A 23,310-nucleotide genomic window follows, 5' to 3' on the forward strand; every position below is an offset into this window, starting at 1 on the left:
ATCAGCGCGGCTGGAGCGGGTTACCCCGGCGGCGCCATTCTTCCGCGAGCAGTTCGTACGAGCGGACCCGGTCCGCGTGGTCATGGGTGATCGTCGTGATGAGCAACTCGTCCGCGTCCGTGGCCTCCTGGAGTTGTTCCAGCTGATCGGCCACCCGGCCCGGGGAGCCGACGAACTGGGTGTCGACGCGGTCCTGGACGAGAGCGCGGTCCGCCTCGCTCCACGCGTGGGCGCGCGCCTGTTGCGGTGTCGGGAACTCGATGGCGCCCTCGGCAGTGCGGATGCTGCGGACCCACAGGGCGTAGCCGGTGGCGAGTTCGTGGGCGGTGGCGTCGTCCTCGGCGACGACGACGTCTGCCGACACGCTGATGTGCGGCTTGTCGAGGAACTCGGAGGGCTGGAAGAAGGCCCGGTAGCCCGCCACCGCTTCCAGCACGGTGGCCGGGCTGACGTGGTAGTTCGCGGCGAAGCGAAGGCCCCGGGCGCCCGCCACCTGGGCGCTCTGGCCGCCGCTGCTGCCCAGGATCCACACCTCCACATCGGCGCCCTCGCCCGGCACGACGTGTGCTTCGACGCCCTCCGGGGAGCGGTAGGTGCCCGCCAGAAGAGCGAGGATGTCGTCGATCTGCTCGCCGTAGTCCTGCGGCTCGGCGCCCGGCTGCTGGAGCAGCCTGCGCTGCAGGGCGATCCGTGGCGAGCCGAGCAGGTGCTCGAAGGAGAAGCGGGGAGGGACGAGCAGGCCGTTCGGGGCCCGGCCGTCGGCGACCGGGGGCGCGGTCGCCGACGGGGGCGCCGGCTGTGCCGGTGGGCGGCCGCCCGAGCGGCCCAGGCCGAGATCGAGGCGGCCGGGGTGCAGGGCGTCGACCAGTCCGAACTCCTCCACGGTGGACAGCGCCGTGCGGTGTCCGAGCTGTACGGCTCCGGAGCCGAGCCGGATGGTGGAGGTGGCGGAGGCGGTCAGGGCCAGGACGACGGCGGGGGACGTGCCGGCCACGCCGGGGTTGAGGTGGTGCTCGGCGAACCAGTAGCGGGCGTATCCGAGGCGCTCGGCCCGCTGTGCGAGGTCGATGGAGTTGCGCAGGGCATCGGCCGCCGTGGCGCCGGACGGGATCGGGACCAGGTCGAGGATGCCGAGGGGGGTGTCAGGCATGGGTGGGCTCCTCCTGGATCGGTGGTGTCGGAAGTACGGGACCCCAGGCGAACGGCGGGTCGGGGATCCCCCGGCGCAGCACCGGGGCGACCTCGGACTGGAACAGTTCCAGTGAGTCGCGGTGCTGAGCTTCCGTCAGCCCTCCGGCTTCCGCGTGCAGATGCAGCACGGTGTGGCCGAACTGCTCGTGGTAGCGGTGCACCTTGTCGATGATCTGCCGCGGGCTGCCGATCAGGGCCGAGCTGCGGTCGACGAAGTCCTCAATGGTCGGGAAGACCGGCTCCAGGCCGAGCCGCTTCTGGAACGCCAGGTTGCCCTCGAACACCGGCCGGTACGTGGCGATCGCCTCCTGGGACGTACGGGCCACATAGATGCCCGCCGTTCCCGCGCCGACTGCGATGCCGGCCGGGTCATGCCCGTAGCGGTAGTGGCGGATCAGTTCGGCATACGGTCCGATGGGGTTGGTGACGTTCGCCGAGAACAGCGGGTCGCCGTAGCGGGCCGCGAGGTCGACCGACTCCTTGCTGGTCGCGCTGCCGTGCCAGACCCGGATCGGTTGCTGCAGCGGCCTGGGCCACACCTCGGCGTCCGTCAGCTCCGGGCGGAAGCGGGTCCTGGCGGTGACCTTGTCCTGCCGCCAGATCCGCCGGAACACCTCGTAGCTCTCGGCGTTGCGCTCCCACTGGTCCTCGGGCGTGACGTGGAACAGCTCGCGCTGGGCGGCGCCGTTGCCCTTGCCGGTGATCAGCTCGAGGCGTCCGCCGGAGAGATGGTCCAAGGTCGCGTAGTCCTCGTAGGCGCGCACCGGGTCCAGCAGGATGAGGGTGGTCACGGCGGTGAACAGGCGGATGCGCTTGGTCAGCGCGGCGATGTGGCTGAGCACCACCGGCGGCGAGGAGGAGATGAACGGCCGCTCGTGCCGCTCCCCCACCCCGAATCCGTCGAAGCCCAGTTCCTCGGCGAGCAGCGCGCCCGCGATGACCTCGCGGAAGCGCTCGCCGGTCGGTTTGCGCACGCCGGTCACGGGGTCCGGGGCGTGCACGATCAGCGTGATGGCGAGGAACTTCACGACGCCGCCCGCTCACCGCGCACATCGTCCGGGTGAGCGAGGCCGAGGTGGTCACGCAGGGTCGGGCCCTCGTACTCCGTGCGGAAGACGCCCTGTTCCTGGAGCAGCGGGACGACCTTGTCGGCGAAGACGTCGAGGCCGCCGGGGGTGATGTGCGGGACGAGGATGAAGCCGTCGGCGGCGTCTGCCTGGACGAAGTCGTTGATGGTCTTCGCGACGGTGGCCGGGGAGCCGACGAAGTTCTGCCGGTTGCCGGTCTCGATGACGAGGTCGCGGATGGACCAGTTGTTGGCGGTGGCGAGCTCCCGCCATGCGCGGGCGGTGGCCAGCGGATCGCGGTACATGCGCACCTGCGCCCGGCCGCGGGCGATGTGGTGTTCGCCGGGGTCCGGGTCGATGTCGGGGAGCGGGCCGTCGGGATCGTATGAGGACAGGTCCCGGTTCCAGACGAATTCAAGATGCTTGATGGCCGTGGCCCCGCTGACCTGTTGGCGGCGCACCTCCTTGGCCAGTTCCTCGGCCTCGGCGTCGGTGTCGCCGAGCACGAAGGTGGCGGCGGGAAGGATCAGCAACTGGTCGGGGCGGCGGCCGTAGGTGGCCAGCCGGCTCTTGACGTCGGTGTAGAAGACCTGGCCCTCCTTCAGGGTGGCGTGCCGGCTGAAGATCGCGTCGGCGCTCGAAGCGGCGAACTCGCGGCCCTCGTCGGAGTCGCCCGCCTGGAAGATGACCGGGCGACCCTGCGGGGAGCGCGGGACGTTGAACTGGCCATGGATGTCGAAGTGCCGGCCGGTGTGGACGAAGGACCCGGCCTTCGCGTCGCGCAGAAAGGTGCCGGTGGCCTGGTCGGCGAGGATCTCGTCGCCGTGCCAGGAGTCGAAGAGCTCGCCCGCGGTGGCCAGGAACTCCTTGGCGCGCGAGTAGCGCTCGTCCTGCGGGAGGAAGCCGCCGCGACGGAAGTTCTCGCCGGTGAACGCGTCCCAGGAGGTGACCACGTTCCAGGCGGAGCGGCCGCCGGAGAGGTGGTCGAGACTCGCGAACTGGCGGGCTACCTCGTAGGGCTCGTTGAAGGTGGAGTTGATGGTGCCGGTCAGGCCGAGATGCTCGGTGACGGCGGCCAGCGCGGCGAGGACGGTGAAGGTGTCAGGGCGGCCGACGACGTCCAAGTCGTAGATCTTTCGGTCCTGTTCACGCAGTCGCAGGCCCTCGGCGAGGAACAGGAAGTCGAATTTGGCGCGTTCGGCGGTGCGCGCGAAGTGGACGAAGGAGCTGAACTCGATGTGGCTGCCGGCCTCCGGGTCGCTCCACACGGTGGTGTTGTTGACTCCGGGGAAGTGGGCTGCCAGGTGGATCTGCTTCGGCGGCTTGCTCATGGTCGTGCGTCTCCCTCGGGGTCAGGCGGTGGCGTAGCGGTTGGCGGGGCGGGCCAGGCCCAGCAGTCCGCGCAGGGTGTCGGCCTCGTAGGCGCGGCGGAAGGCGCCCCGGCGCTGGAGTTCGGGGACCAGGCCGCGGGTGATGGCCGCAAGGTCATCGCCGAGGACGGCGGGACGCAGCCGGAACCCGCTCAGTCCGGCCGCCCGCCACTCCTCGAGGAGGTCGGCGAGTTGGGCCGGAGTGCCGGTGAAGATGCGGGCGTCGCTGGTGTACGGGGCTCCGGCGAGGGCGTCGAGGCGTTCGCGCCGGGCCGTCGCGGCGGCCGGGTCGTCGTCGAGAAAGACCACCAGGTCACCGAAGACGTGCAGGGGCTGGTCGGCGCGGCCTGCCGTCTCCTGCTCGGCGCGGATCTCCGCGACGATCGCGCGGGCCTGGCCGGCGTCGTTGGGGGTGACGTAGCCGATGTCGGCCTGGCGGGCCACCAGCCGGTAGGGCACGGTCCAGTGGGCGAGGGCGCTGACGACGGGCTGGCCCTGCGGCGGGCGTGGGGTGATGGACGGGCCCTTCACGCTGAAGTGCCTGCCCTCGAAGTCGATGTAGTGCAGCTTGTCGCGGTCGATGAAACGGCCGGTGGCGGCGTCCCGGATCTCCGCGCCGTCCTCCCAGCTGTCCCAGAGCCTGCGCACCACCTCCACGTAGTCGGCGGCCTCGTCGAAGAGGTCGGTCACCACCTCCTGCGCGGCCGGGCTCTCGTAGCCGTCGATGTGGGGGATCGTGCGGCGGCCGAAGTGGGCGGCCTCGTTCGGACGCGCGGTGATCTGTGCCCGCAGGCCCGCCCGGCCGGTGCTGACGTAGTCGAGGGTGGCGATGGCCTTGGAGAGGTGGAACGGCTCCGTGTGGGTGACCACGGTGGTCGGGACCAGGCCTATGTGCCGTGTCAGCGGGGCGATGCGGGCCGCGAGGAGGACGGCGTCCAAGCGGCCACGGACCTGGTCGGTGCGGCCGTCCGGCTCGAGGAAGTGGGAGGACTGCAGGCCGAGGCCGTCCTCGAAGGTCACGAAGTCGAGCAGGCCGCGCTCGGCCTCGGCGACCAGATCGGCCCAGTATCGGGCGGCGAACAAGTCCCGGGGGCGGGCCACCGGCTCGCGCCAGGAGGCGGGGTGCCAGCCGGTGCCGTCGAGGGCGACGGCGAGATGCAGCGGAGAAGAGGGGGCAAAGGACACGAGTGGGTGCCTTCCTGAAAGTCCGTACGAGATCGCCGGCCCTCAGGGAAGAGCGGAGGGCACGGCGGCGGGCGAGCGCAGCGGGAGGGGCCCCGGCCGGAGGCGGGGGGTGGGTCAGGCGCTACAGAGCGCGCCGGCCACGCGCCGCAGATCGATGTGCGGCCGGGAGTGGAGGCGGACACGGCGGCGCGGGTTCAGGGCCCGGTCCCGGGGGTGGGAGTGGAGGTGGAGCAGGTGTCGCATATGCCGCACCTCCGTCCGTCGGGCCCTGCCGCGGTTCTCGTCGTGACTCACAACAGCTCTGCTCCGCGATCTGTTCCCGGCGGGACCGGGAGCGCCTCGCCTGGTGTCGTACCAGTCGAGCGCAACGGAACGGGGTGGGCGTGGAACGGCGGCGGCGTGCGGTGGAGGTCAGCTACACAGCGCGGTGGCGACACGCATCAGATCGACAGCGCGCCGCCGGGTGAACCGCGAAGAAATCCGCATGTCAGCGACGCTATCCGCGCCCCCATTCCCAGTCAACAACGGCAGTCGGCCGACCCACGGCGCAACGACGGCTCGACACGCCCGTCATGCGCCCGTTACCCGGGCGTGGCCGGCACGGCCCGACGGCCGCACGGCCAGGTGTACGTTCGTACACTTCGAAATGTACGATCGTCGTGACTACATCGCCGATGACCCGCAAATCTCCAGAAGGTTGCAGCGCGCCATGCGGCTCGCGGCGCGCTACCAGGCCACCTATCTCGAGGACCCGACCAAGGCCAGGCCGGTCCTCGGCGAGCTGCTCGCCTCCGTGGGCGAGGGCGTCGACGTGCGGCCGCCGCTCTCCGTCGACTACGGCAGCAACGTCTCCATCGGAGCCCGCACCTTCGTCAACTGCAACCTGACCGCCCTGGACGTCGCGCGGATCAGCATCGGTGAGGACTGCCAGATCGGCCCCAACGTCCAGCTCCTCACCCCCACCCATCCCGTGGAGCCGCACAGCCCAGGCGGGACAAGCTGGAAGCCGCCCGCCCCATCACCATCGGCGACAACGTCTGGCTCGGCGGCGGTGTCATCGTGTGCCCGGGGGTGACGGTCGGCGACAACTCGGTCGTCGGCGCCGGCGCGGTGGTCACCAAGGACATCCCGCCCGGCGTCGTCGCCGTCGGCAATCCCGCCCGGCTCGTACGCACCCTCTGACACACCCCGTCATGGCCACTGGGCAGACCGACCCGCGGCGGCGCGCACGGATCCTCGCCGCCACCCTCGACCTCATCGTCGACGAAGGCGTCGCCGGCGTCTCCCACCGCAAGATCGCCACCCGCGCCGACGTGCCCCTCGGCTCGATGACCTACCACTTCACCGGCATCGACGATCTGCTGCGCGAAGCCTTCGCCCTCTTCGCCGACCACATCGTGGCCGTCTTCGAGCAACACCTGGGCCGCGCCGACAGCCCCGAGCAGGCATGTGAAGCCGTCACCGACCTCATCCACACGCTCTCCGAAGGGCCCCGCCGCGATCTGATCCTCACCCAGGAGCCCTACACCCTCGCCGCCCGACGCCCCGAATACCAGGAGCTGACCCACGCGTGGATGCGCCGCACCCGCCACCTGCTGGAGCAGCACTTCGCCCCGGACACCGCACGGCAGCTGGACGCACTGATCGAGGGGCTGACCCTGCATCGGGCCCTGGACCGCAGGCCTCATGGCCGTGCGCTGACCCGACTGGCGGTGACCCGCATTGCCGCCGTCACATAGCCGACGCTGATGCCGGCGGGCGGCAGTCCGGCGTGACGCGGTCAGGAGGCCGCGCGGAGTCATGACTCGTCCGGGGTGACGAGCCGGATGGTGATGCCGTCGGCCGGGGCCCGGCCGAGGTCGTGGGAGAAAATCGCCGTCTTCAGCGGTCTGTGCCGGTTCTCGCGCTCCTCGCGGGCGTACTGCCGGACGAAGCCGAGCCGGTGGTAGACGCTCTGGGGGACGACGTTGTCCCGGCCGGTGTCCAGGACCAGGGCCCGCATGTCCCAGGACCGGACGCGCTCGATGCCCTCAGCGAGCAGCGCGCCGTCGGCTCCGCGGCCGCGGTGTTCGGGCAGGACGGCCAGCAGGCGCAGTTCCGCCTCGCCGGGCAGGGCGAGGCGGGCGTACACGGTGCCGGGGCGCAGCAGGCTCGCGGTTTTGATCAGTGTGCCGCTGGGTTCGTCCACGGCCACCAGCAGTTCACCGGTGGCGGCGCGGCCTGGGGTGTCGTGCAGCAGGGCGAGCCGTTCGGGGCTCGGTGCGCTGTTGCGGCTGCGGAAGCCCTCGACGGTCAGGTCCGCGACCTGTCCGTACTCGTGGGGGCGGGCGGTGCGGACGCGGATGTCGCTCATCGGGACGCAGAGGGGCGGGGCCGAGGCCGAGGTGGTCGCGCAGTGTGGTGCCCTGGTACTCCGAGCGGAACACTCCGCGTTCCTGGAGTTCGGGGATGACGGTGTCGACGAACTCGTCCAGGCCGGTGGGGGTGAGGTGTCCGGAGATGATGAACCCGTCGCAGGCGTCGCTCTGCACATAGGTGTTGATCTCTTCGGCGACGCGGGCGGGTGTGCCGACGAAGGCGTGGCGGCCGGTCAGTTCGATGACCAGCTCGCGGACGCTGGCAGAGGTCCGTCGGGATCGTAGCCGGACAGGTCACGGCCCCATACCTGTTCGAGTTGTGCGATCGCTCTTTGCGGGGAGACCTGCTGGAGGCGGATGTGGCGGGCGCGCTCGTGCGCTTCCGCCTCGGTGTCGCCCAGGACGAAGGTGGCCTGGGGCAGGATCTTCAGGTCCTCGTGGGTGCGTCCGTACTTCGCCAGCCGGCCCTTGACGTCGGCGTAGAAGGCCTGGCCCGCGGTCAGCTCGGCGTGAATGGTGTAGACGGCGTCGGCGGTGGCTGCGGCGAACTCGCGCCCGTCTTGGGAGTTCCCGGCCTGGATCAGCAGGGGGTGGCCCTGGGGGCCGCGCGGCACCGTGGGTCGCGCGGTGATGTCGAATTGCGGGCCCCGGTGGCGTACCTCGGCGATGGCATCGTCCTCGACGACGACTCCGGCCTCGGTGTCGGCGATCACCGTGTCCGGGGCCCAGGCGTCCCACAGCTTGCGGGCGACCTCGACGCATTCGGCCGCGCGGGTGTACCGGTCGGCGTGGTTCAGAAAGCCACCCCGGCGGAAGTTCTCGCCGGTGAAGGCGTCCGAGGACGTGACCACGTTCCAGGCCGCCCGTCCGCCGGAGAGGTGGTCCAACGTCGCGAACTTCCGGGCGAGTTCGAAGGGTTCGTTGTAGGTGGTGTTGACGGTCCCGGCCAGTCCGATGCGGTCGGTGACGGCGGCGAGCGCGTTCAGCACCGTCATGGTGTCGGGCCTGCCGACCACGTCCAGGTCGAAGATCTTCCCCCGGTGCTCGCGCAGCCGCAGCCCCTCGGCGAGGAAGAGGTCGAACTCGCCGCGCTCGGCCGTCTGCGCGAGGTGGCGGAAGGAGGAGAAGTCGATCTGGCTGCCCGACCTCGGGTCGCTCCAGACGGTGTGGTTGTTCACGCCGGGGAACGCGGCCCCGAGGTGAACCTGCTTGGCGGGTTTGCTCATGCCGGCTCCCGGTGGTGGCGAAGGGTTCAGGACAGCGGGCGGCGCGGGAACGCACCCTGATGGCCGGTCGCCGTGGTTCCCTTCGGCGCCGTGGCGTCGTAGGCACGCGACGAGGGTGGACCGTCCCAGGCCCGGACATACGTGGAAAGACGCCCGCGGACGGACGTCAGCGCCTCAACAACACTGCGCGCTCACCACTCGACCGAGGTCGACGTGGTGACGGCGCACCAGCAAGAAGGAGGCCATGGGCGCCACCAAACACCGGCATGCGTGTACGGGTCAAGCGGTGACCAGCATGCGGGACGGCGGGCACCCGCCGTGTGCCCGGTCCGCGGCGGGGAGATCAGGGATCGGTGGACAGGGGCGTCGGCCGGGGATTCGTCCAGGCCTCGGGGTCCTCGGCAAGGACCAGGACCTCGTCCGGCAAGGTGGCGGTGGCCACGTCGGCCAGCGTGACCTCACCCAGAATCTTGCGGACATTGGCGCGTACCGCGACCCACAGCGGCAGCAGCGACTCCGCGGGACCGGTGTAGGAAAGCTGGGGTGGGCGCACGCCCCGCACCGACACCAGCGGTCCGTCGGCCACACGGATCACGTCGGCGACGGCAATTTCGTCCGCCGGGCGGGCCAGCCGGTAGCCGCCGTTCCCGCCGCGCCGGCTGGTCACCAGCCCGCCCCGGCGCAAGTCGCCCAGGATGCCTTCCAGGAACTTGTGCGGAATGCCCTGCGCCGCCGCGATCGCCTCGGCTTTGAGCGAGGTGTCGTGTCCTGCCGCGGCAAGCTCCAACACCGCACGCACCGCATAGTCCGCCCTCGCCGAGATCTGCATGCCGAGATTATCCGCCATTGTCGCGCCCACCCCGTCACCGGCTGCGCACGCCGTCAGGAGGGGATGGTGAACGGAGGGTGCGCACCATTGAGGAAGTAGTCCCCGACCTCGCGGAGTCTGTCGGCGACGGGCTCGCGCAGGGTGTGCGTCCGGGCGTTGCGCCAGAAGCGGTCGAACCCATGCCGCAGGAAGGCGCCACGCGCACCGACGACGTCCAGGGCACGTGCGGTGATCTCCTGCGCGGCCCGGGAGGCGGCGGACTCGGCCACACTCGCGAGTACGGCGATCTCCGCGCACTCGTCGTCGTCGAGGTCTTCGCCACGGGCGAAGCCACGTCCCAGCGCCTCGACCGCCTGGTCTGCGAGCGCGGACGCGGAACGTGTGGCGACGGTCAGTTCCCCGTACACGCCCAGCACGTACGGGTCCCGCGACGGAACGCCCGACCAGGGCTGTTGCGCGGAGGGCTGCCAGGAAGAGTTCACCAACCTGCTGTACTCGCGGACCTCGGCGAGCAGCCCCTCGGCGACGCCGAGACAGAACTGGACGGAAACCAGGCGTGCGGTCGGTGCGGCCAGGCCGGCGAAGGGCGGCAGGACGCCCTCGTCCGAGGAGAGGGAGCCGAACACGTCGTCGGACGTGACCGGCACGGAGTCGAACTCCACACTTCCGCCGGCCGCCAGACGCTGACCGAAGGTGGCCTCGTCGTCGAGATACACGACGCCGGGGTGGCCGGGATCGACGAGGACGGCCAGGGGATCACCGGTACCGGACCGAGTGGCGCGGACGACCAGCCGGTCGGCGATTCCGACTCCGGTGACGCATCTCTGCAGGCCGTCCAGCACATAGCCGCGCGCGGTGGGGGTCAGTCTGGGCGGCGGTTCGCAGGAAACGAGACCGCCTCCCCAGCACCACTGCCCGGCCGCGGACTCCTGCTCGACGCGTGCGGCGAGGGCGGGACTGGCGAAGAACCGGGCGCTGGAGGAAAGGAAGTAGTGGCAGCCGAGGAGATAGCCGATCGCACCGTCGGCCGCTGAGATCGTCCGGACGACCGCGTAGGCCGTACGCCAGTCCGCGCTTCCCGCCTCCCCCGCTCCGTGTCCGGCCGGTGCCGGCAAGGTGAGCAGGCCTGCCTCGCGCAGCCGCCCAACCTCGTCGAGCGGTGGTTTCCCGGCCTGCTCACGGTCGACCGCGTCCGTGGCCAGGTCGTCCGCGATCTCCCGGGCTATGCGCAGCCAGTGCGCGTGTCCGGCCCCCGCGTCGATCGCCTCACTCACCATCGTCACGCCCGCACCCGCTTCACGGAACAGCGCGCGCCGCTATGGCTCTTCTCGCCGGTGGGCGAGGAACTGGGAGGAGCGGCCGGGGCAGGGAGCGCGGTGGTCATGGGGGTCTTCCTCGAGGAGCCTGGGAGTCCATGCTCACTCGCCCCGGCGACCGACGTCAATATTTCCCTACTAAATCGATAGGAAAACTGGGGAAGCTGCCGTGCCTTGGCCGATTTTCATTCCTGGGCGACGAGTTCGAACGTTCAGGACGGCTCTCGGACACCACAGTTACGTCACCGGGCGTTCGGCGGGGCGAGGCGTACCGCCGTGGCGAAAGCGCCGTCGTGGTGGACCAGTGCGGGGCTCGGGGCGGGGCCGCCGCCCGATTGAATCTCAGTGAGGATCGGACTGTCGGCGCGCAGCCGTTCGAGCCAGAGGACGATGGCGGCGGCGGTGGTGCGGTGCGCCGCGTCGTTGAGTACGTCGTGCAGGCCCTCGTGCAGGATCAGGGCCGGCAGCGCGGAGCGTGCGTCGGCGAGCAGACGCGTCGGTACGGGGGCGGTCAGCCGGCCGCGTGCGAACCTCTCGTCTTCGGTGAGTCGCTTGCGGTGGGTGGGGCATGCGGTGCGCGCCGCCAGCTCCGTGTCCCAGTCCAACTCCGGCCCCGGCGGCGGCAGCGCGCTGCCGCTGCGGGCGCGACTCCACCACATCCGTGCGGACGCGCTCGACGGCGACACCGCGCAGACCGGCGGGATGCGGTGCTTCGCCGCGATCAGCGGGCGCAGCGTCGGTTCGACACGCATCTGGATGGGCCAGACCCACGTCGCCCCCGACACCGCGCGTGGCCCGGCTGACCGTCGCCGGCGGCCCGGCCCGCGTGCTGACCGCGGGCACCACGCCCACGGGCTTCGGCGCGGAGAAGCCCCAGGGCAAGGACTACTGCGGCGCGAACACCAAGGCCAAACTCACTGCGGTGCCACGACTTCGGCCCCCTGCCCCGCCGTCCGCCTGACCGTCGCCCCTTAGGTCCGCCTCATGCGGCCTCCACACATGTCGGTGTGCGGTCGTGGATCTCGATGGCGCCGTTGGTCGCCAACAGATCGCTCAGGCGCTCCCCATGGGGATGTCCTACATGGTGCAGCGGCAACCGGTGTGCGGTTTCCCCATTGTCTCGTTCAATTGCTCCCCGTCAGTATCTTGCGCACCCTGCCACGACGAAGGCGCGCGAGGCCGGGTGAACTCGAACGAACAGGAGATCCGCATGACCACGAACCCCCTCAAGACACCGGAAGCGGAGGTGAGCGGCGGTGAAACCTGGCTTGCCCGGTTGGCGTTGCGGTTCACCCGCTTCTCCGAGAAGTGGCTGCCCGACGCTCTCGGCTTCGTCCTGATCGGCACCTTCGTGGTCCTCGCCCTGGGACTCGTCTCGGGGGAGAGTCTGCTCGGCAAGCCGAGCGACCCGGAAGCCACCAGCGGCTTCGGCCTCGTGGACGCATGGGGCAAAGGGTTCTGGTCACTCATAGAATTCACCCTGCAGATGGCGATCATCGTCATCGCGGGCTACGCGGTCGCGGTCTCGCCGCCGGTGGCCCGCCTCATCGCCCGGCTCGCAGTCCTGCCCCGAAGTCCGCGCGGCGCCATCACGTTCACCGCCGCCGTCGCCATGGCCACTTCCTATGTGAACTGGGCCTTCAGCCTCGTCTTCACCGCCATTCTCGCCAAGGAGATCGCCCGCCGATTGCCCGGAGTCGACTACCGCGCCATCGGAGCCATGGCCTTCCTCGGCCTCGGCACCGTGTGGGCCCAGGGCCTGTCGGGATCGGCCGCGTTGCAGGTGGCCAGCGCGGTCTCCAGCCCCGCCGCCGTGCAGAAGATCATCGCCGAGGAGCGTGGCAGCGGGGTCATTCCCCTGACCGACACCATCTTCCTCTGGCAGGGCATCGTGGCCACGGTGGTCGTCTTCGCGGTCGCGCTCACCATGGCGTGGTTCCTGGCTCCGTCACCGGAGCGCGCGATGACCGCGGAGCGCCTCGGTATCGATCTCGGGCCCGCGCTCCGCACGAAGAGCCCGAACTCCCGGCGCGGCCGCCCCGGCGAGTGGGTCGAGTTCAGTCCGACCTTCACGATCGCGCTCTTCGTTCTGGGCGTGTGGTATCTCGCCCGCCACTTCGCCCAGGCCCAGGGCAACCCGCTCAACGCGCTCGATCTGAACACCATCAACCTGATTCTCATCCTGCTGGCCCTCATCCTGCACTGGCGGCCCGTGCACCTCGCCCGCGCCTTCCGGGAGGGAGCTCCGGCCGCCTCCGGCGTGTTGCTGCAGTTCCCGCTGTACGGCGGCATCTTCGGAATGATCGCCTTCACCGGACTGCACCGGACCATCGCCGACTGGCTGGTGTCGGTGTCGAACGAGCACCTCTACCCGGCCCTCATCGGTGTCTACAGCTGTGTGCTCGGGGTGTTCGTACCGAGCGGCGGTGGCAAGTGGGTGGTCGAGGCGCCCTATGTCCTCGGGGCGGCCAACGAACTCCATGTGAACCAGGGATGGATGGTCGTGGTGTACGACCTCGGCGAAGCCAGCGCCAATCTGCTCCAGCCGTTCTGGATGCTTCCCACCCTCGCCATTCTCGGCCTGAAGGCGCGCGACATCATGGGTTACACCTTCGCCATGTTCCTCGCGTTGTTTCCCACGGTGCTCGTCCTGGTGACGTTGCTCGCCCAGACCCTGACCTTTCCCTGACGGATGGCTATCGCATCTGGCGCCGCACCAGTTCGTGCAGCTTTCCGCCCGGGAGGGCCATCAGTTCGGCCGGGGTGCCCTGTTCCACGATCCGGCCGCCCTCCATGACCAGGACGCGGTCGGCGTCCATGACGGTGGACAGCCGGTGCGCGATCACCAGCCGGCTGGCGTTGAGGCGGCGGGTGCTGTCGATGACGATGCGCTGGGTCTCGTTGTCCAGGGCGCTGGTGGCCTCGTCGAAGAAGAGGACGCGCGGACGGCGGATCAGGGCCTGGGCGATCATCAGCCGCTGCCGCTGGCCGCCGGAGATGACGCCGCTGCCGGAGATCATGGTCTGGAGTCCCATGGGCATCTGGCCGATGTCCTCGGCCAGACCCGCCAGTTCGGCGGCCGCCATGGCCTCCTCCGGGGTGTACGGCTCGGCGCCGCGGATGCATTCGAGCACCGTTCCGCCCAGGGGCTGGGCGTTCTGCAGGACCACCCCGCACTGGCGGCGCACCGCCGCCTGGTCGAGGGCGGCGAGGTCCTGGCCGTCGTAGAGCACGCTGCCGGACACCGGCCGTTCGAAGCCGATGAGCAGCCGCAGCAGCGTCGACTTTCCGCAGCCGCTGGGGCCGACGACCGCCACGAACTCGCCCGGCCGGATCTCCAGTGAGACATCGTCGAGCACCAGTGGCCCGTCGTCGCCGTAGCGGAAGGTGAGGTTCCTGGCCCTGAGGTCACCGGAGAGCACCCCCGGCGGGGCGCTGCCGCCACGGACCTCGGGCGGCTCGTCCAGGATCGGCTTGACCTGCTCGAACAGGGGCAGCACGGCGACCACCGAGACCAGGGAGTTGGTGAGCTGGGTGAGCGAGGTGAGCAGCATGGTCACGGAGGTGTTGAACGTCAGGAACGCCCCCGCCGACATGCTCCCCCGCGCCGGACCGGCCAGCAGCATGAACACGATGAGCGAGACCAGCGGAAGGTAGACCGCGTCCAGCACCTGGGTGAGGTTCTTGATCCGCCCGGTGCGCTGATGCAGGTCGCGGGTGTGGGCAAAGCCACGGGCCCACGCCGCGTACGCGAAGTTCTCGGCCGCGGCGACCCGCAGCTTGGGAAGGCCGCGCAGGGTCTGGAACGCCTGGTTGTTGAGCTTGTTCTCGCTCTCCACCAGCCGCCGCTGCCAGCGCACCTGCCACAGTCCCATCCCCAGGAAGACCCCGGAGACCACCAGCAGCATGGCGACCACCGCGAGCGCCAGGGAGGCGCTGTAGTACAGCAGCAGGGCGAGGTTCATCGCACCCACGGTGCCGGCCTGGAGGACCGTCGGCGCGATCCCGGACAGCACTCGGCGCATGGCGCTGATGCCCAGCGCCGCACTGGCCAGCTCTCCGGTGGAGCGCCGGGCGAAGAAGGTGGTGGGCAGCCGCAGCAGCCGGTCCCACACCGCGGGCTGGAGGGTGCTCTCCAGCCGCCCCTCCAGCCGCAGCAGGGTGAGGTTCTGCAGCAGCATGAAGGCGGCCGCGACGACGCCGGCGACGATCAGAGCCAGGGAGATCTGGACGATGGGGCTCTTCTCGGCGCGGGGCACGAATCCGCCGAGCACCTGTCCGGTGGCGAGGGGCACCAGCGCGCCGAGCGCCACCGTCACCAGCCCGCTGATCAGGAGGTGGCGGACGTCCCCGCCGGCGCCCCGGGCGCTGAAGCGCATCAGCCGCCACAGCGTCATCGGCCGGTCGGGCAGCGGACGGTAGAACATCACGGCCCGCGGTTCGAACTCCTCCGCGTTGGCCCCGCCGACGCGGATCCGCAGCCCGGAGACGGGGTTGAGCGCCTCGTACCCGCCGCGCCGCCACAGCAGCGCCACCGGGGCCCCGGACTTGGCGCGGTAGCCCACCAGCGGTCCGGTGTCCTCCCGCCACCAGCGGCCCTCCAGCCGGACGGCGCGGGTGCGGATCCGGGCGTGTGCGGCGATGCGCTCCACCGGGTCCGTACGGTCGTCGGCGGCGCGGCCCCTCGGCGGTTCCGGCAGGGTGATCCCGGTGGCCTCCGCCACTGCGCGGCACACCGCGTGAACGGCGTCGTCGGTGCTCTCCTCCGACGGCCGCCGGTCGCGCCGCGGCCGTCCGATGGAGGCGATCAGCGCCTGGTCGGCGCGGGAGCGCATGGCCTCACCGGCCCGGATCCCGGCCGCCGTGCGGTCCGCGTGGGCCCGCTCCATGGTCTCGATCCACCGGTCCACGGCGGTGCCGAGCCGGTACTGCTGATTGACCATCCGCTGCCACAGCGCGCCGTCGATCAGCAGATCACCGGCGGCCTGGGCGCTGTACTCGGCGCCGTAGCGCACACTGCCGGGCGGCACCGGAAGCCAGAGCAGGTCCTCGTCGGCCGCCTCCGCGTCGGGCGCGGCCCCGCCGTCCAGCGGGGCCTGGAAGAGGACGCCGAGGCTGCGGCTCACCCCGAGCGCCACGGCGTGCTCCAGCGGGGTGGGCGGGGTGTCCTGGAATCCGCCGCCCCCGTATGGGCCGTACGGATCGTCGGCGTGACCCGTCCCGTACGCGTCGTACGCCTCCGGCCGGTACAGCTCGCGCAGCGGGATGCGGCGCACCACGCAGTCCTGCGAGGGGCGGCCCAGCAGGGTGTGGAGCGGCCCGTCGGTCGGGCCCGGGAGCGCCGCGCCCGTCTCCAGCCGGCCGAGGAAGTGCCACTGCCCCTCCTCGGCCGCGTCGACCGCGAACAGGTCCAGGGCACCGCCGGCCACGAGCCAGAGCACCTGCGGGCCCTCCAGCGGAAGGCTGCGCAGTCCGGCACAGTCGACGGGGGTGCCGAGGGCGCCGAGCGCCTGGACCACCGCGTCGCCACCGTCCGCGGCCACCGACGCGGCCGGGTGAACGGACGCCATGTCAGTGCTCCTTCATCAGCTCGGCGTAGGGACCGCCGGCGGCGGCGAGGTCCTCGTGACCTCCGCGTTCGACGACCGTGCCGCGGTTCAGGACGAGGATCTCGTCGCTGTCCCGCACGGTGCTGAGCCGGTGGGCGATCACCACACACGCACAGCCGCGGCGGCGCAGATTGTCCATGACGATCTGCTCGGTCCGCGCGTCCAGGGCGCTGGTGACCTCGTCCAGCACCAGCACGCTGGGGCGGCGGACCAGGGCGCGGGCGATCTCCAGCCGCTGCCGCTGGCCGCCGGAGAAGTTGCGGCCGTCCTGCTCCACCCGGCAGTGGATCCCCTCCGGGCGCCGTGCGATCACCTCGTCGTAGAGCGCGGCGTCCCGCAGGGCGTCCACCACCGCGTCGTCCGGGATGGACGGGTCCCACAGCGCCACGTTGTCCCGGACCGTTCCCTCGAACAGGAAGACGTCCTGGTCGACGAAGGACACCGAGGCGGCCAGCGCCCCGCGGGGGATGTCCTCCAGCCGCTGTCCGTCGATGCGGATGACCCCCTCCCAGGGGGTGTAGAGACCGGAGACGAGCCGGGAGACGGTGGACTTGCCGCTGCCGGAGGCGCCGACCAGCGCCACCTGCCGGCCGGGGCCGACGGACAGCGAGAGGTCGCGCAGCAGCGGTTCGTCCAGCGGGCTGTAGCCGAAGGTGATGTTCTCCAGCGTCACCTGCCCGGTCAGCCGGCGGGTGTCCTCGCGCGGCTCGTCGCGGGTGTAGAGGGAGTCCACTGGGAAGTTCTCCACGTCCTTGAGCCGGGTCACATCGGCGGAGAAGTCCTGGATGCGGCCGGCCACGCCGTTGAGCCGGGTGATGGGCGCGGTGAAGCGGGCCACCAGCGCCTGAAAGGCCACCAGCAGACCGATCGAGATATGGCCCTCGACGGCCCGCAGCCCACCGATCCAGAGGATGAGGGCGCTGTTGAGCGTGGCGAGGGTGGGGGCGACCACGGCCAGTGCGGCGCTCGGCACCCCGAGGCGCTGCTGCTCCTCCAGGGTGATGGCGTGCTGACCTGCCCAACGGCGGAAGTAGCCCGCCTCCCCGCCGGTGGCCTTCACCGTCTCGATGAGCTGGAGACCGGTGTACGACGTGGTGGTCAGCCGCGCGATGTCGGCCCGCAGCTTCTGGGTCCTGGTGGCCCGCAGCCGTATCACCACCCGCATCGCCACCACGTTGAGCAGCGCCAACCCGACGCCTACCAGGGTGAGTTGGGGGTCGTAGGTCCACAGCAGGAAGGCGTAGAGGACTACCACGACCCCGTCGACGGCCGCGGCGGCCAGATCGCGGGCGAGCGTCTCGGCGACGGTGTCGTTGGAGCGCAGCCGCTGGACCAGGTCCGCCGGGCTGCGCTGGGCGAAGAAGGTGACGGGCAGCCGCAGCAGATGCCGCAGAAAACGCGCGCTGCCGAGGGTGGAGGAGATAATGCGTCCGCGCAGCAGATTCGCCTGCTGGACACCGGTCAGTACGGCGGTGAGCACCACCACCACGGCCATGGACGCGAACAGCGGGCCCAGCGTCGAGTCCTGGCCGCCGATCAGGAAGGTGTCGATGAAGGTGCGGCTGAGCGCCGGGACCGCGGCCCCCACCGCCACCAGCAGCACGCTGGCCAGCAGCGAGGTCAGCAGGGTGCCCGTGGTGCCCCGCATGCGCGCGGGCAGGGCGCCCAGCACGCCGGGGCGACGGCCGCCCCGGCGGAAGGACTCCTCGGGTTCGAAGACCAGGACCACACCGGTGAAGCTGGTGTCGAACTCCTCGACGGGGACGAAGCGGCGCCCCTTGTCGGGGTCGTTGATGTGGACGCCGCGCTTGCCGAACCGCCGTCCCATGCCGTCGTAGACGACGTAGTGGTTGAACTTCCAGAACAGGATCGCCGGGGCCTGGACCTCCGCCAGGGCCTCGGGCTCCATCTGCATGCCCTTGGCGCGCAGACCGTAGCTCCGGGCGGCCTTGAGCAGATTGCTGGCGCGCGACCCGTCCCGGGAGACACCGCAGGCGATCCGCAGCTCCTCCAGCGGCACATGGCGTCCGTAGTGTCCGAGCACCATGGCGAGCGACGCCGCACCGCACTCCAGGGCCTCCATCTGCAGCACGGTGGGGGTGCGCACCGTCCGGCGCCCTGGTTTCCTCGGCCCGGATCCGCCACGCGGGGCGCGCCGCCGTCCGCGGGCCGGCTGGGGGCGGCGCGCCCCGCTGCTACCGGCGGGTGCGGGCCGGGGCGGTCCGCCCTCGTATCTCGCGGTCACGGGAGAAGCCAATCGATGGGGTGGTGGGCGGCCAGATGAATGGTGCCGCTGGCCAAGGTCATGGAGCCGAGGGTGAACGGCGGGCCCTCGGGGGACGACCAGCGGTAGCCGGAGCGAGTGGCGGAGGTGCGGTCGAGGCGCACCTGGACCGCGACCGGCGGGCCGTGTTTCGAGAACTCCTCACCGAGTTGCTCGGCTCCGAGGTAGGAGCCGATCTGCTGGCGCGACAGGGCGGTCCGGCCCACGGCCTGGACCTCACCGCGCAGCACACCGTAGGTCTGCGTCGGCACGGACTGCACGCTGAGGTCGACCGACGCCCCAGGCCGCACCGAGGCCGCCCGGTCCGCCGGTACGTACAGGGTCGCGACCAGCGGGTCACCGGAGTGGCGGAGGCGTTCCACGGAGGCGACGTTCGCACCGGTGTCGAGGACGGAGCCGATCGAGACGGAGAGGGTGGTGAGCCGGCCGGCGGCGATGGTGCGCACCACCGAGGTGCCGCGGGTGGTGCGGACCTTCAGCAGCGGTGCGCCCGCCCGGAGGGTGCTGCCCTCCTGTGCGAGGACCGAGGTCACCTGGCCCGCGATGGGGCTCTGCAGCACATAGCTGCCCTGCCCGTGGGTGAGGATGCCGGTGGTCTCCAGGGTGTTCGACACGGTGCCCGTGACGGCCCATACGGCGGCGCCGGCCATCACCACCAGCGTGACCACCAGCGCCAGCCATCCCTGGGGGCGGGCGTAGCGCACCGGCAGATCGATCTCCTCTGCCGACTGCAGCTTGGAAAGGGCCTGCTGGCGGAACTGCACGAAAGTCTTTCCTCAACCGCGAGAGAACTGGTTGGATGCCCGGGCTCCGGGAGGGGCACCGTGGCGCGGGCGAAGTGGCACGGCGGGTGTGATGCGGTGCGTGTGCTGCGGCCGCGGACCGCCGAGTGCCCCGGACCAGGCAGGCCCGGGGCACAGGGAAGGCGGTGTGCCGGCCTCAGAGGGTGTTGACGGCCCCACCGATGATGCCGGTGGTGTTCAGGCCGGTGACACCGTCGACCGTGCTGGTGGCGGTGGCGGCGATGCCGACGGCGCCGGTGAGGGAGTCGACGGTGCCGAGGGCGTCGCCCACCACGCCGAGGCCGCCGGCCACGTTGTCCAGCTCGGCGTCGGAGATCTCCTGGGTCGTGACCTTGGGCGCGTTGTTCATTGTTGCGTCTCCCTTAGTAACTGTCTCGTTGAGCTTGTGACAGCGCATGGGTGCCGACGGAAATCGGCCCCCTCGACATGGTCGCGGGATCCCGGGAGGACCCGGGATTCGTGAATGCCTGAGCGCGGAAGGGATGTAACCACGAGGCCCGGGACACCGCGAATCAGCCAACCTCCGGAACCGGGCATTCCGCAACTTTCCGATCATGTGACAGGTTCATTCGGGCACGCCATCGGTGCTCTTTCCTCACAGGAAGGTCACTCTTATCGCTGGACATCACGCCACTTTCTCGAAGTGATGCGCGTCATTTCGGCCACGACCACCATGACCGGGGCGAAGGTTCGCACGACGGCTGGGGGTTACGCATGGCGTCTGTGTAACAGGTGTGCCGATCGCTTGAAGACCAGGCGAACGAGGACCACAGCCGGGTCCGCGTGGCACGGGAATGCGACATGTGCGACTTCCGCCTGCCGACCCACACCGCGCGGCCGACTGACCGCAGGTTTCCGGCACCCACAGGCCCGGGCGCCCTTCCGAAGCGAGGCTCAGTGCAGATCGGCCGCTGCGGGGCTGTCATCGAGGAAGCCGCCCACCTGGTGCTGCCACAGCTTCGCGTAGGTGCCGTCCGACGCGAGCAGTTCCTGGTGCGTGCCCTGCTCGACGAGCCGTCCGCGGTCGAGCACGACGACCTGGTCCATGGCGGCGACCGTGCTCAGTCGGTGCGCCACCACAAGCGCCGTCCGCCCCTCCATGAGCCGCCACAGCGCCTCCTGGACGAGGACCTCGCTCTCGGAGTCCAGGGCGCTGGTCGCCTCGTCGAGCAGCAGGATCGGCGCGTCGCGCAGTATCGCCCTGGCCAGAGCGACCCGCTGGCGCTGTCCGCCGGACAGCTTCACACCGCGCTCGCCCACCATGGTGTTGAAGCCGTCCGGCAGCGCATCGGCGAACTCCGTGACATGCGCCGCCTCCGCCGCGCGGCGGATGTCGGCGTCGGTGGCGTCCGGTCGGGCGAACGCGATGTTGTCCCGCAGGGTGCGGTGGAACATCGCCGGGTCCTGTGGCACGTACGCGATCAGGCTGCGCAGGTCGGCCTGGCGCAGCCTGCTGATGTCCTGCCCCCCGATCAGGATTCGGCCGGCGTCGATGTCCGTCATCCGCAGCAGCAGCTGGGTGAGCGTGGTCTTGCCCCCGCCCGACCGGCCGACGAGACCGACCTTCGTCCCGCTGGGCACAGCCAGGTCGAGGCCCTCGAAGAGTGCCCCCGCGCCCGCGTGGGCAAAGGTCACCTGCTCGAAGCGGACGTCGGCGGCCCGGCCCAGCAGCGGCTCCGGCGAGGCCGGGTCGAGCACGGTCGGCGACGTCAGCAGCAGTTCGGTGAACTGCGCGGCCTCCGTCATCGAGCTCTCCAGACGGCGGTAGATCTGGTTGAACTCGAACATGATCCGCGTCGCGTTGGTGTAGTACGTGAAGGCGACCACGACCGCCTCCACACCGTGACTGCCCCCGCCGAGCGCGACCGCGAGCAGCAGGCCCAGCGTGTTGGTCAACACGGACATCGGCGCGACCAGCGTGTCGATGCGCAGATTGCCGTAGTCCCACGACCTCAGTGAGAGTCGCCGTGACTCCGCGACGCGGGACCGATGCTCCGCGGCCTCCCGTTCCTCGGCGGCGAACGCCCGGACCGTGTCCATGTTCATCAGACTGTCAGCGACGTGGCCCGCCACCCGGGCGATCGCCTCCTCGCGCTGATCAACGAGCCTCTGGCGGCGACGGATGAGGGGCGTCACACACAGCGCCGTCAGTGCGATCATCACCAAAAGCCCGACAACGAGCAGCGGTTCGTAGGTCCAGAGCACCACCGACCCGAACACCAGCGGCACGAAGCTGCCCACCACCGAGAACGTCAGCGTGTCGACGAACTGTTCGAAGCGGGAGGCGAAGCTCAGTACCCGTTTGGTCAGCGACCCGGCGAAGTTGTCGTGGAAGAACGCCGCGTCCTTGGCGAACAGCTCGTCCATGCCGATCACGTACAGGTGCTCGATGCCCTGCGCGTCAAGGCGGTTCAGACAGTGGATGCCGAGGCGCCACAGTGTCTCCGCCAGCACCAGGACGCCGACGAAGCCGAGAATGTAGGGCAGCGTCGAGCCGATCGAGACACCGGCGTCGCCGGCGATTCGGCCAACGAGCTTCGCGACGATCAGCGGCGCGATGTAGTTGATGCCGATGTTGCCCAGCGCCGGGAGGAGCATCGCGGGCATCGTCACCCGTCGGAGCCGGGACAACTCCCGTCCGTAGTAACGAAGCGCGAGGAGCACCGAGCCCCTGCCTTGCGGGACCTCGCGCGATTCAGGCGATTTCATCCCACCCCTGTGTTGTCGTATGGCAACGTGCGACTACGGACAGGCACGAAGTCGCAGTGTCCCGTGACGACGCTCATGGCGTCCAAGCGTTTTTCTCAGCCATCGGCGCGTCGCACACAGGCCCACCCGATCTCCTTCAACGTCACCGGAGGCTCACTGGCCGGTGTCGACAGCGGACGTCAGGAGAGCGCGGAGCGCTATGGGGCGAGCTCCCGCACCGCCTTTCACGGCAAGGCCCTGGCCATCGTCCGCTCCGACACCAAAGCCGGGCCAGGCGGCCACCGCGCTGCTCCCCGCCGGAACGGACGCGCTTACGTCCCCGTACGCGGGGCGACGGTCACCGGGGCCACCTCCTCCGACACCCCTACCGTCATCAGACGAACGACCTTGACGACGGGGTCGACGCGACTCGAGCGAGCGCCAAGGGCCTGGCGACGACATTACGGAACCCTTCGAGCGCATCGACTGATGCCGCCGGGCCACCCTGGTGATGCGCACGCCACCGCCGCCGGCCATCGCGCTGATCGCGCTGGTCGGCGGCGGTGACAACGTCGTGAGCTGTCCGGTCAACTGGGCGGCGTATAGCGTCCATCGATCGCCGTCCAGCCTCCGTCCACGAAAAGCTGGCTCCCCGTGACGAAGGACGACGCGTCCGACGCGAGGTAGACCACGGCGCCGGCCAACTCCTCGGGCCGGGACCAGCGGCCCAGGGCACTCTTGCTCGCGTAGGCCTCCGACCATTCCGGCACAGCCCTGATCTGCGTGGTCAGCGGTGTGTCCACGATGCCCGGGGCGATGGTGTTCACCCGCACGCCCGACGGGCCCAGTTCGGCCGCCGCGGTCCGCGCCAACTGGACCAGGCCCGCCTTCGTGGCCGCGTACACCCCCTGGCCCGGCTCGACGGCCACCGCGCGAATCGAGCTGAAGCCGATGATGCTTCCCCTGCCGCGTTCGGCCATGCCACGCCCGAACGCCCGCACCAGGTCGAAGGACGCGCGCAGATTGAGCGCCACGACCCGCTCGAATTCCTCCGCCGTGTAATCGAGCAGGCGCTTGCGCACATTCGTCGCGGCGGTGAAGACGAGCACGTCGACGGGGCCGAGCTCCTCGGCGGCGCGCTCGACCGCCTCGCCGTCGAGCACGTCGAGGGCGTACGCGACAAGGCCCGGCCCCATCGACGCCGACTCCGTGGCCGCCGTCAGGTCGCGGTCGGCGCACACCACCGTGGCGCCGTGCGCGGCCAGCGCCAGGGCGCTCTCGCGGCCTATTCCGCTGCCCGCGCCCACCACGACAGCCTTGCGGCCGTCGAGCCTGAACAGGCGGGAATACGCCTCCACCGCATCGGTGCGGTCCTGTGCTTGCAT

The 23,310-nt window shown here is 70.6% G+C and carries 19 protein-coding genes and 4 pseudogenes; 6 read left to right on the forward strand and 17 right to left on the reverse strand.

What is annotated here, in order from left to right:
- Position 1 precedes the first annotated feature (1 nt).
- From PV419_RS04880 to PV419_RS53170, 6 genes are all read right to left on the reverse strand, one after another.
- Complete coding sequence (locus tag PV419_RS04880; RefSeq protein ID WP_319686414.1) at positions 2 to 1,150, reverse strand: LLM class flavin-dependent oxidoreductase; 1,149 nt, start codon at positions 1,148 to 1,150, stop codon at positions 2 to 4.
- Positions 1,143 to 2,219 (reverse strand): LLM class flavin-dependent oxidoreductase, encoded by a 1,077-nt coding sequence (locus PV419_RS04885; RefSeq protein ID WP_319686415.1) that lies wholly within the window; start codon positions 2,217 to 2,219, stop codon positions 1,143 to 1,145. The genes PV419_RS04880 and PV419_RS04885 overlap by 8 nt, the downstream gene beginning before the upstream one ends.
- Complete coding sequence (locus tag PV419_RS04890; protein ID WP_319686416.1) at positions 2,216 to 3,589, reverse strand: NtaA/DmoA family FMN-dependent monooxygenase; 1,374 nt, start codon at positions 3,587 to 3,589, stop codon at positions 2,216 to 2,218. The genes PV419_RS04885 and PV419_RS04890 overlap by 4 nt, the downstream gene beginning before the upstream one ends.
- A 21-nt stretch (positions 3,590 to 3,610) precedes the next feature.
- On the reverse strand, positions 3,611 to 4,813 hold the full coding sequence (locus tag PV419_RS04895) for an LLM class flavin-dependent oxidoreductase (protein WP_319686417.1): 1,203 nt from the start codon (positions 4,811 to 4,813) through the stop codon (positions 3,611 to 3,613).
- Positions 4,814 to 4,927: 114 nt separating this feature from the next.
- Positions 4,928 to 5,056, reverse strand: coding sequence for a putative leader peptide (locus PV419_RS53165; RefSeq protein ID WP_415925228.1), 129 nt, complete (start codon positions 5,054 to 5,056; stop codon positions 4,928 to 4,930).
- Between the two features lie 168 nt (positions 5,057 to 5,224).
- Positions 5,225 to 5,299, reverse strand: a complete 75-nt coding sequence (locus tag PV419_RS53170; RefSeq protein ID WP_358701799.1) for a putative leader peptide — start codon at positions 5,297 to 5,299, stop codon at positions 5,225 to 5,227.
- A gap of 160 nt (positions 5,300 to 5,459) precedes the next feature.
- Between PV419_RS53170 and PV419_RS04900 the strand changes: the two are divergent.
- Positions 5,460 to 5,995 (forward strand): annotated as a pseudogene (locus tag PV419_RS04900) (sugar O-acetyltransferase).
- Between the two features lie 11 nt (positions 5,996 to 6,006).
- On the forward strand, positions 6,007 to 6,552 hold the full coding sequence (locus PV419_RS04905; protein WP_319686418.1) for a TetR/AcrR family transcriptional regulator: 546 nt from the start codon (positions 6,007 to 6,009) through the stop codon (positions 6,550 to 6,552).
- 59 nt (positions 6,553 to 6,611) lie between these two features.
- On the opposite strand, the gene PV419_RS04910 is transcribed toward PV419_RS04905, so the two are convergent.
- The 5 genes and pseudogenes from PV419_RS04910 to PV419_RS04930 all read right to left on the reverse strand — a co-directional run bounded on the left by PV419_RS04910 (position 6,612) and on the right by PV419_RS04930 (position 11,245).
- Complete coding sequence (locus tag PV419_RS04910) at positions 6,612 to 7,166, reverse strand: GNAT family N-acetyltransferase (protein ID WP_319686419.1); 555 nt, start codon at positions 7,164 to 7,166, stop codon at positions 6,612 to 6,614.
- 22 nt (positions 7,167 to 7,188) lie between these two features.
- Positions 7,189 to 8,396 (reverse strand): annotated as a pseudogene (locus PV419_RS04915) (NtaA/DmoA family FMN-dependent monooxygenase); the annotation flags it as partial.
- Between the two features lie 343 nt (positions 8,397 to 8,739).
- On the reverse strand, positions 8,740 to 9,225 hold the full coding sequence (locus PV419_RS04920; protein ID WP_319686420.1) for an Rrf2 family transcriptional regulator: 486 nt from the start codon (positions 9,223 to 9,225) through the stop codon (positions 8,740 to 8,742).
- 53 nt (positions 9,226 to 9,278) lie between these two features.
- The gene (locus tag PV419_RS04925) at positions 9,279 to 10,502 is read right to left on the reverse strand and encodes an acyl-CoA dehydrogenase family protein (RefSeq protein ID WP_319686727.1); all 1,224 of its coding nucleotides are present in this window, start codon (positions 10,500 to 10,502) and stop codon (positions 9,279 to 9,281) included.
- A 281-nt stretch (positions 10,503 to 10,783) separates the two neighbouring features.
- Entirely contained in the window at positions 10,784 to 11,245 is a 462-nt protein-coding gene (locus PV419_RS04930; RefSeq protein ID WP_319686728.1) for a hypothetical protein, read from the reverse strand.
- Between PV419_RS04930 and PV419_RS04935 the strand changes: the two are divergent.
- The 3 genes and pseudogenes from PV419_RS04935 to PV419_RS04945 form a co-directional block, all read left to right on the forward strand.
- Positions 11,172 to 11,330 (forward strand): annotated as a pseudogene (locus PV419_RS04935) (cupin); the annotation flags it as partial. The gene PV419_RS04930 and the pseudogene PV419_RS04935 sit on opposite strands and share 74 nt — an antisense overlap.
- Before the next feature lies 1 nt (position 11,331).
- The gene (locus tag PV419_RS04940; protein WP_319686756.1) at positions 11,332 to 11,502 is read left to right on the forward strand and encodes a hypothetical protein; all 171 of its coding nucleotides are present in this window, start codon (positions 11,332 to 11,334) and stop codon (positions 11,500 to 11,502) included.
- A 54-nt stretch (positions 11,503 to 11,556) separates the two neighbouring features.
- The gene (locus PV419_RS04945) at positions 11,557 to 13,230 is read left to right on the forward strand and encodes a short-chain fatty acid transporter (protein WP_319686421.1); all 1,674 of its coding nucleotides are present in this window, start codon (positions 11,557 to 11,559) and stop codon (positions 13,228 to 13,230) included.
- Between the two features lie 7 nt (positions 13,231 to 13,237).
- Here PV419_RS04945 and PV419_RS04950 read toward each other — a convergent pair whose 3' ends face one another.
- The 5 genes from PV419_RS04950 to PV419_RS04970 all read right to left on the reverse strand — a co-directional run bounded on the left by PV419_RS04950 (position 13,238) and on the right by PV419_RS04970 (position 21,946).
- On the reverse strand, positions 13,238 to 16,111 hold the full coding sequence (locus tag PV419_RS04950) for an NHLP bacteriocin export ABC transporter permease/ATPase subunit (RefSeq protein ID WP_319686422.1): 2,874 nt from the start codon (positions 16,109 to 16,111) through the stop codon (positions 13,238 to 13,240).
- A 1-nt stretch (position 16,112) separates the two neighbouring features.
- Positions 16,113 to 18,257 (reverse strand): NHLP family bacteriocin export ABC transporter peptidase/permease/ATPase subunit, encoded by a 2,145-nt coding sequence (locus tag PV419_RS04955; RefSeq protein WP_319686423.1) that lies wholly within the window; start codon positions 18,255 to 18,257, stop codon positions 16,113 to 16,115.
- A gap of 134 nt (positions 18,258 to 18,391) precedes the next feature.
- Positions 18,392 to 19,198 carry an HlyD family efflux transporter periplasmic adaptor subunit gene (locus PV419_RS04960; protein ID WP_319686424.1) on the reverse strand — a complete coding sequence of 269 codons (807 nt, stop codon included), beginning with the start codon at positions 19,196 to 19,198 and terminating at the stop codon, positions 18,392 to 18,394.
- A gap of 175 nt (positions 19,199 to 19,373) precedes the next feature.
- The gene (locus PV419_RS04965) at positions 19,374 to 19,586 is read right to left on the reverse strand and encodes a type A2 lantipeptide (RefSeq protein WP_319686425.1); all 213 of its coding nucleotides are present in this window, start codon (positions 19,584 to 19,586) and stop codon (positions 19,374 to 19,376) included.
- A gap of 545 nt (positions 19,587 to 20,131) precedes the next feature.
- Positions 20,132 to 21,946, reverse strand: a complete 1,815-nt coding sequence (locus PV419_RS04970; protein WP_319686426.1) for an ABC transporter ATP-binding protein — start codon at positions 21,944 to 21,946, stop codon at positions 20,132 to 20,134.
- A gap of 123 nt (positions 21,947 to 22,069) precedes the next feature.
- On the opposite strand from PV419_RS04970, the pseudogene PV419_RS04975 reads away from it, so the two are divergent.
- Positions 22,070 to 22,219, forward strand: a pseudogene (locus tag PV419_RS04975) (hypothetical protein); the annotation flags it as partial.
- Positions 22,220 to 22,512: 293 nt separating this feature from the next.
- On the opposite strand, the gene PV419_RS04980 reads toward PV419_RS04975, so the two are convergent.
- The gene (locus PV419_RS04980; protein WP_319686427.1) at positions 22,513 to 23,310 is read right to left on the reverse strand and encodes an SDR family oxidoreductase; all 798 of its coding nucleotides are present in this window, start codon (positions 23,308 to 23,310) and stop codon (positions 22,513 to 22,515) included.

Source organism: Streptomyces sp. ME19-01-6 (assembly GCF_033793745.1).
In the GTDB taxonomy this organism is placed as follows: domain Bacteria; phylum Actinomycetota; class Actinomycetes; order Streptomycetales; family Streptomycetaceae; genus Streptomyces.

Coding starts and splice junctions, on each gene's coding strand:
- PV419_RS53165 (WP_415925228.1), bottom strand. CDS start 5,056: ATGCGACACCTGCTCCACCTCCACTCCCACCCCCGGGACCGGGCCCTG.
- PV419_RS04880 (WP_319686414.1), bottom strand. CDS start 1,150: ATGCCTGACACCCCCCTCGGCATCCTCGACCTGGTCCCGATCCCGTCC.
- PV419_RS04970 (WP_319686426.1), bottom strand. CDS start 21,946: ATGAAATCGCCTGAATCGCGCGAGGTCCCGCAAGGCAGGGGCTCGGTG.
- PV419_RS04950 (WP_319686422.1), bottom strand. CDS start 16,111: ATGGCGTCCGTTCACCCGGCCGCGTCGGTGGCCGCGGACGGTGGCGAC.
- PV419_RS04920 (WP_319686420.1), bottom strand. CDS start 9,225: ATGCAGATCTCGGCGAGGGCGGACTATGCGGTGCGTGCGGTGTTGGAG.
- PV419_RS04890 (WP_319686416.1), bottom strand. CDS start 3,589: ATGAGCAAGCCGCCGAAGCAGATCCACCTGGCAGCCCACTTCCCCGGA.
- PV419_RS04905 (WP_319686418.1), top strand. CDS start 6,007: ATGGCCACTGGGCAGACCGACCCGCGGCGGCGCGCACGGATCCTCGCC.
- PV419_RS04925 (WP_319686727.1), bottom strand. CDS start 10,502: ATGGTGAGTGAGGCGATCGACGCGGGGGCCGGACACGCGCACTGGCTG.
- PV419_RS04965 (WP_319686425.1), bottom strand. CDS start 19,586: ATGAACAACGCGCCCAAGGTCACGACCCAGGAGATCTCCGACGCCGAG.
- PV419_RS04980 (WP_319686427.1), bottom strand. CDS start 23,310: ATGCAAGCACAGGACCGCACCGATGCGGTGGAGGCGTATTCCCGCCTG.
- PV419_RS04910 (WP_319686419.1), bottom strand. CDS start 7,166: ATGAGCGACATCCGCGTCCGCACCGCCCGCCCCCACGAGTACGGACAG.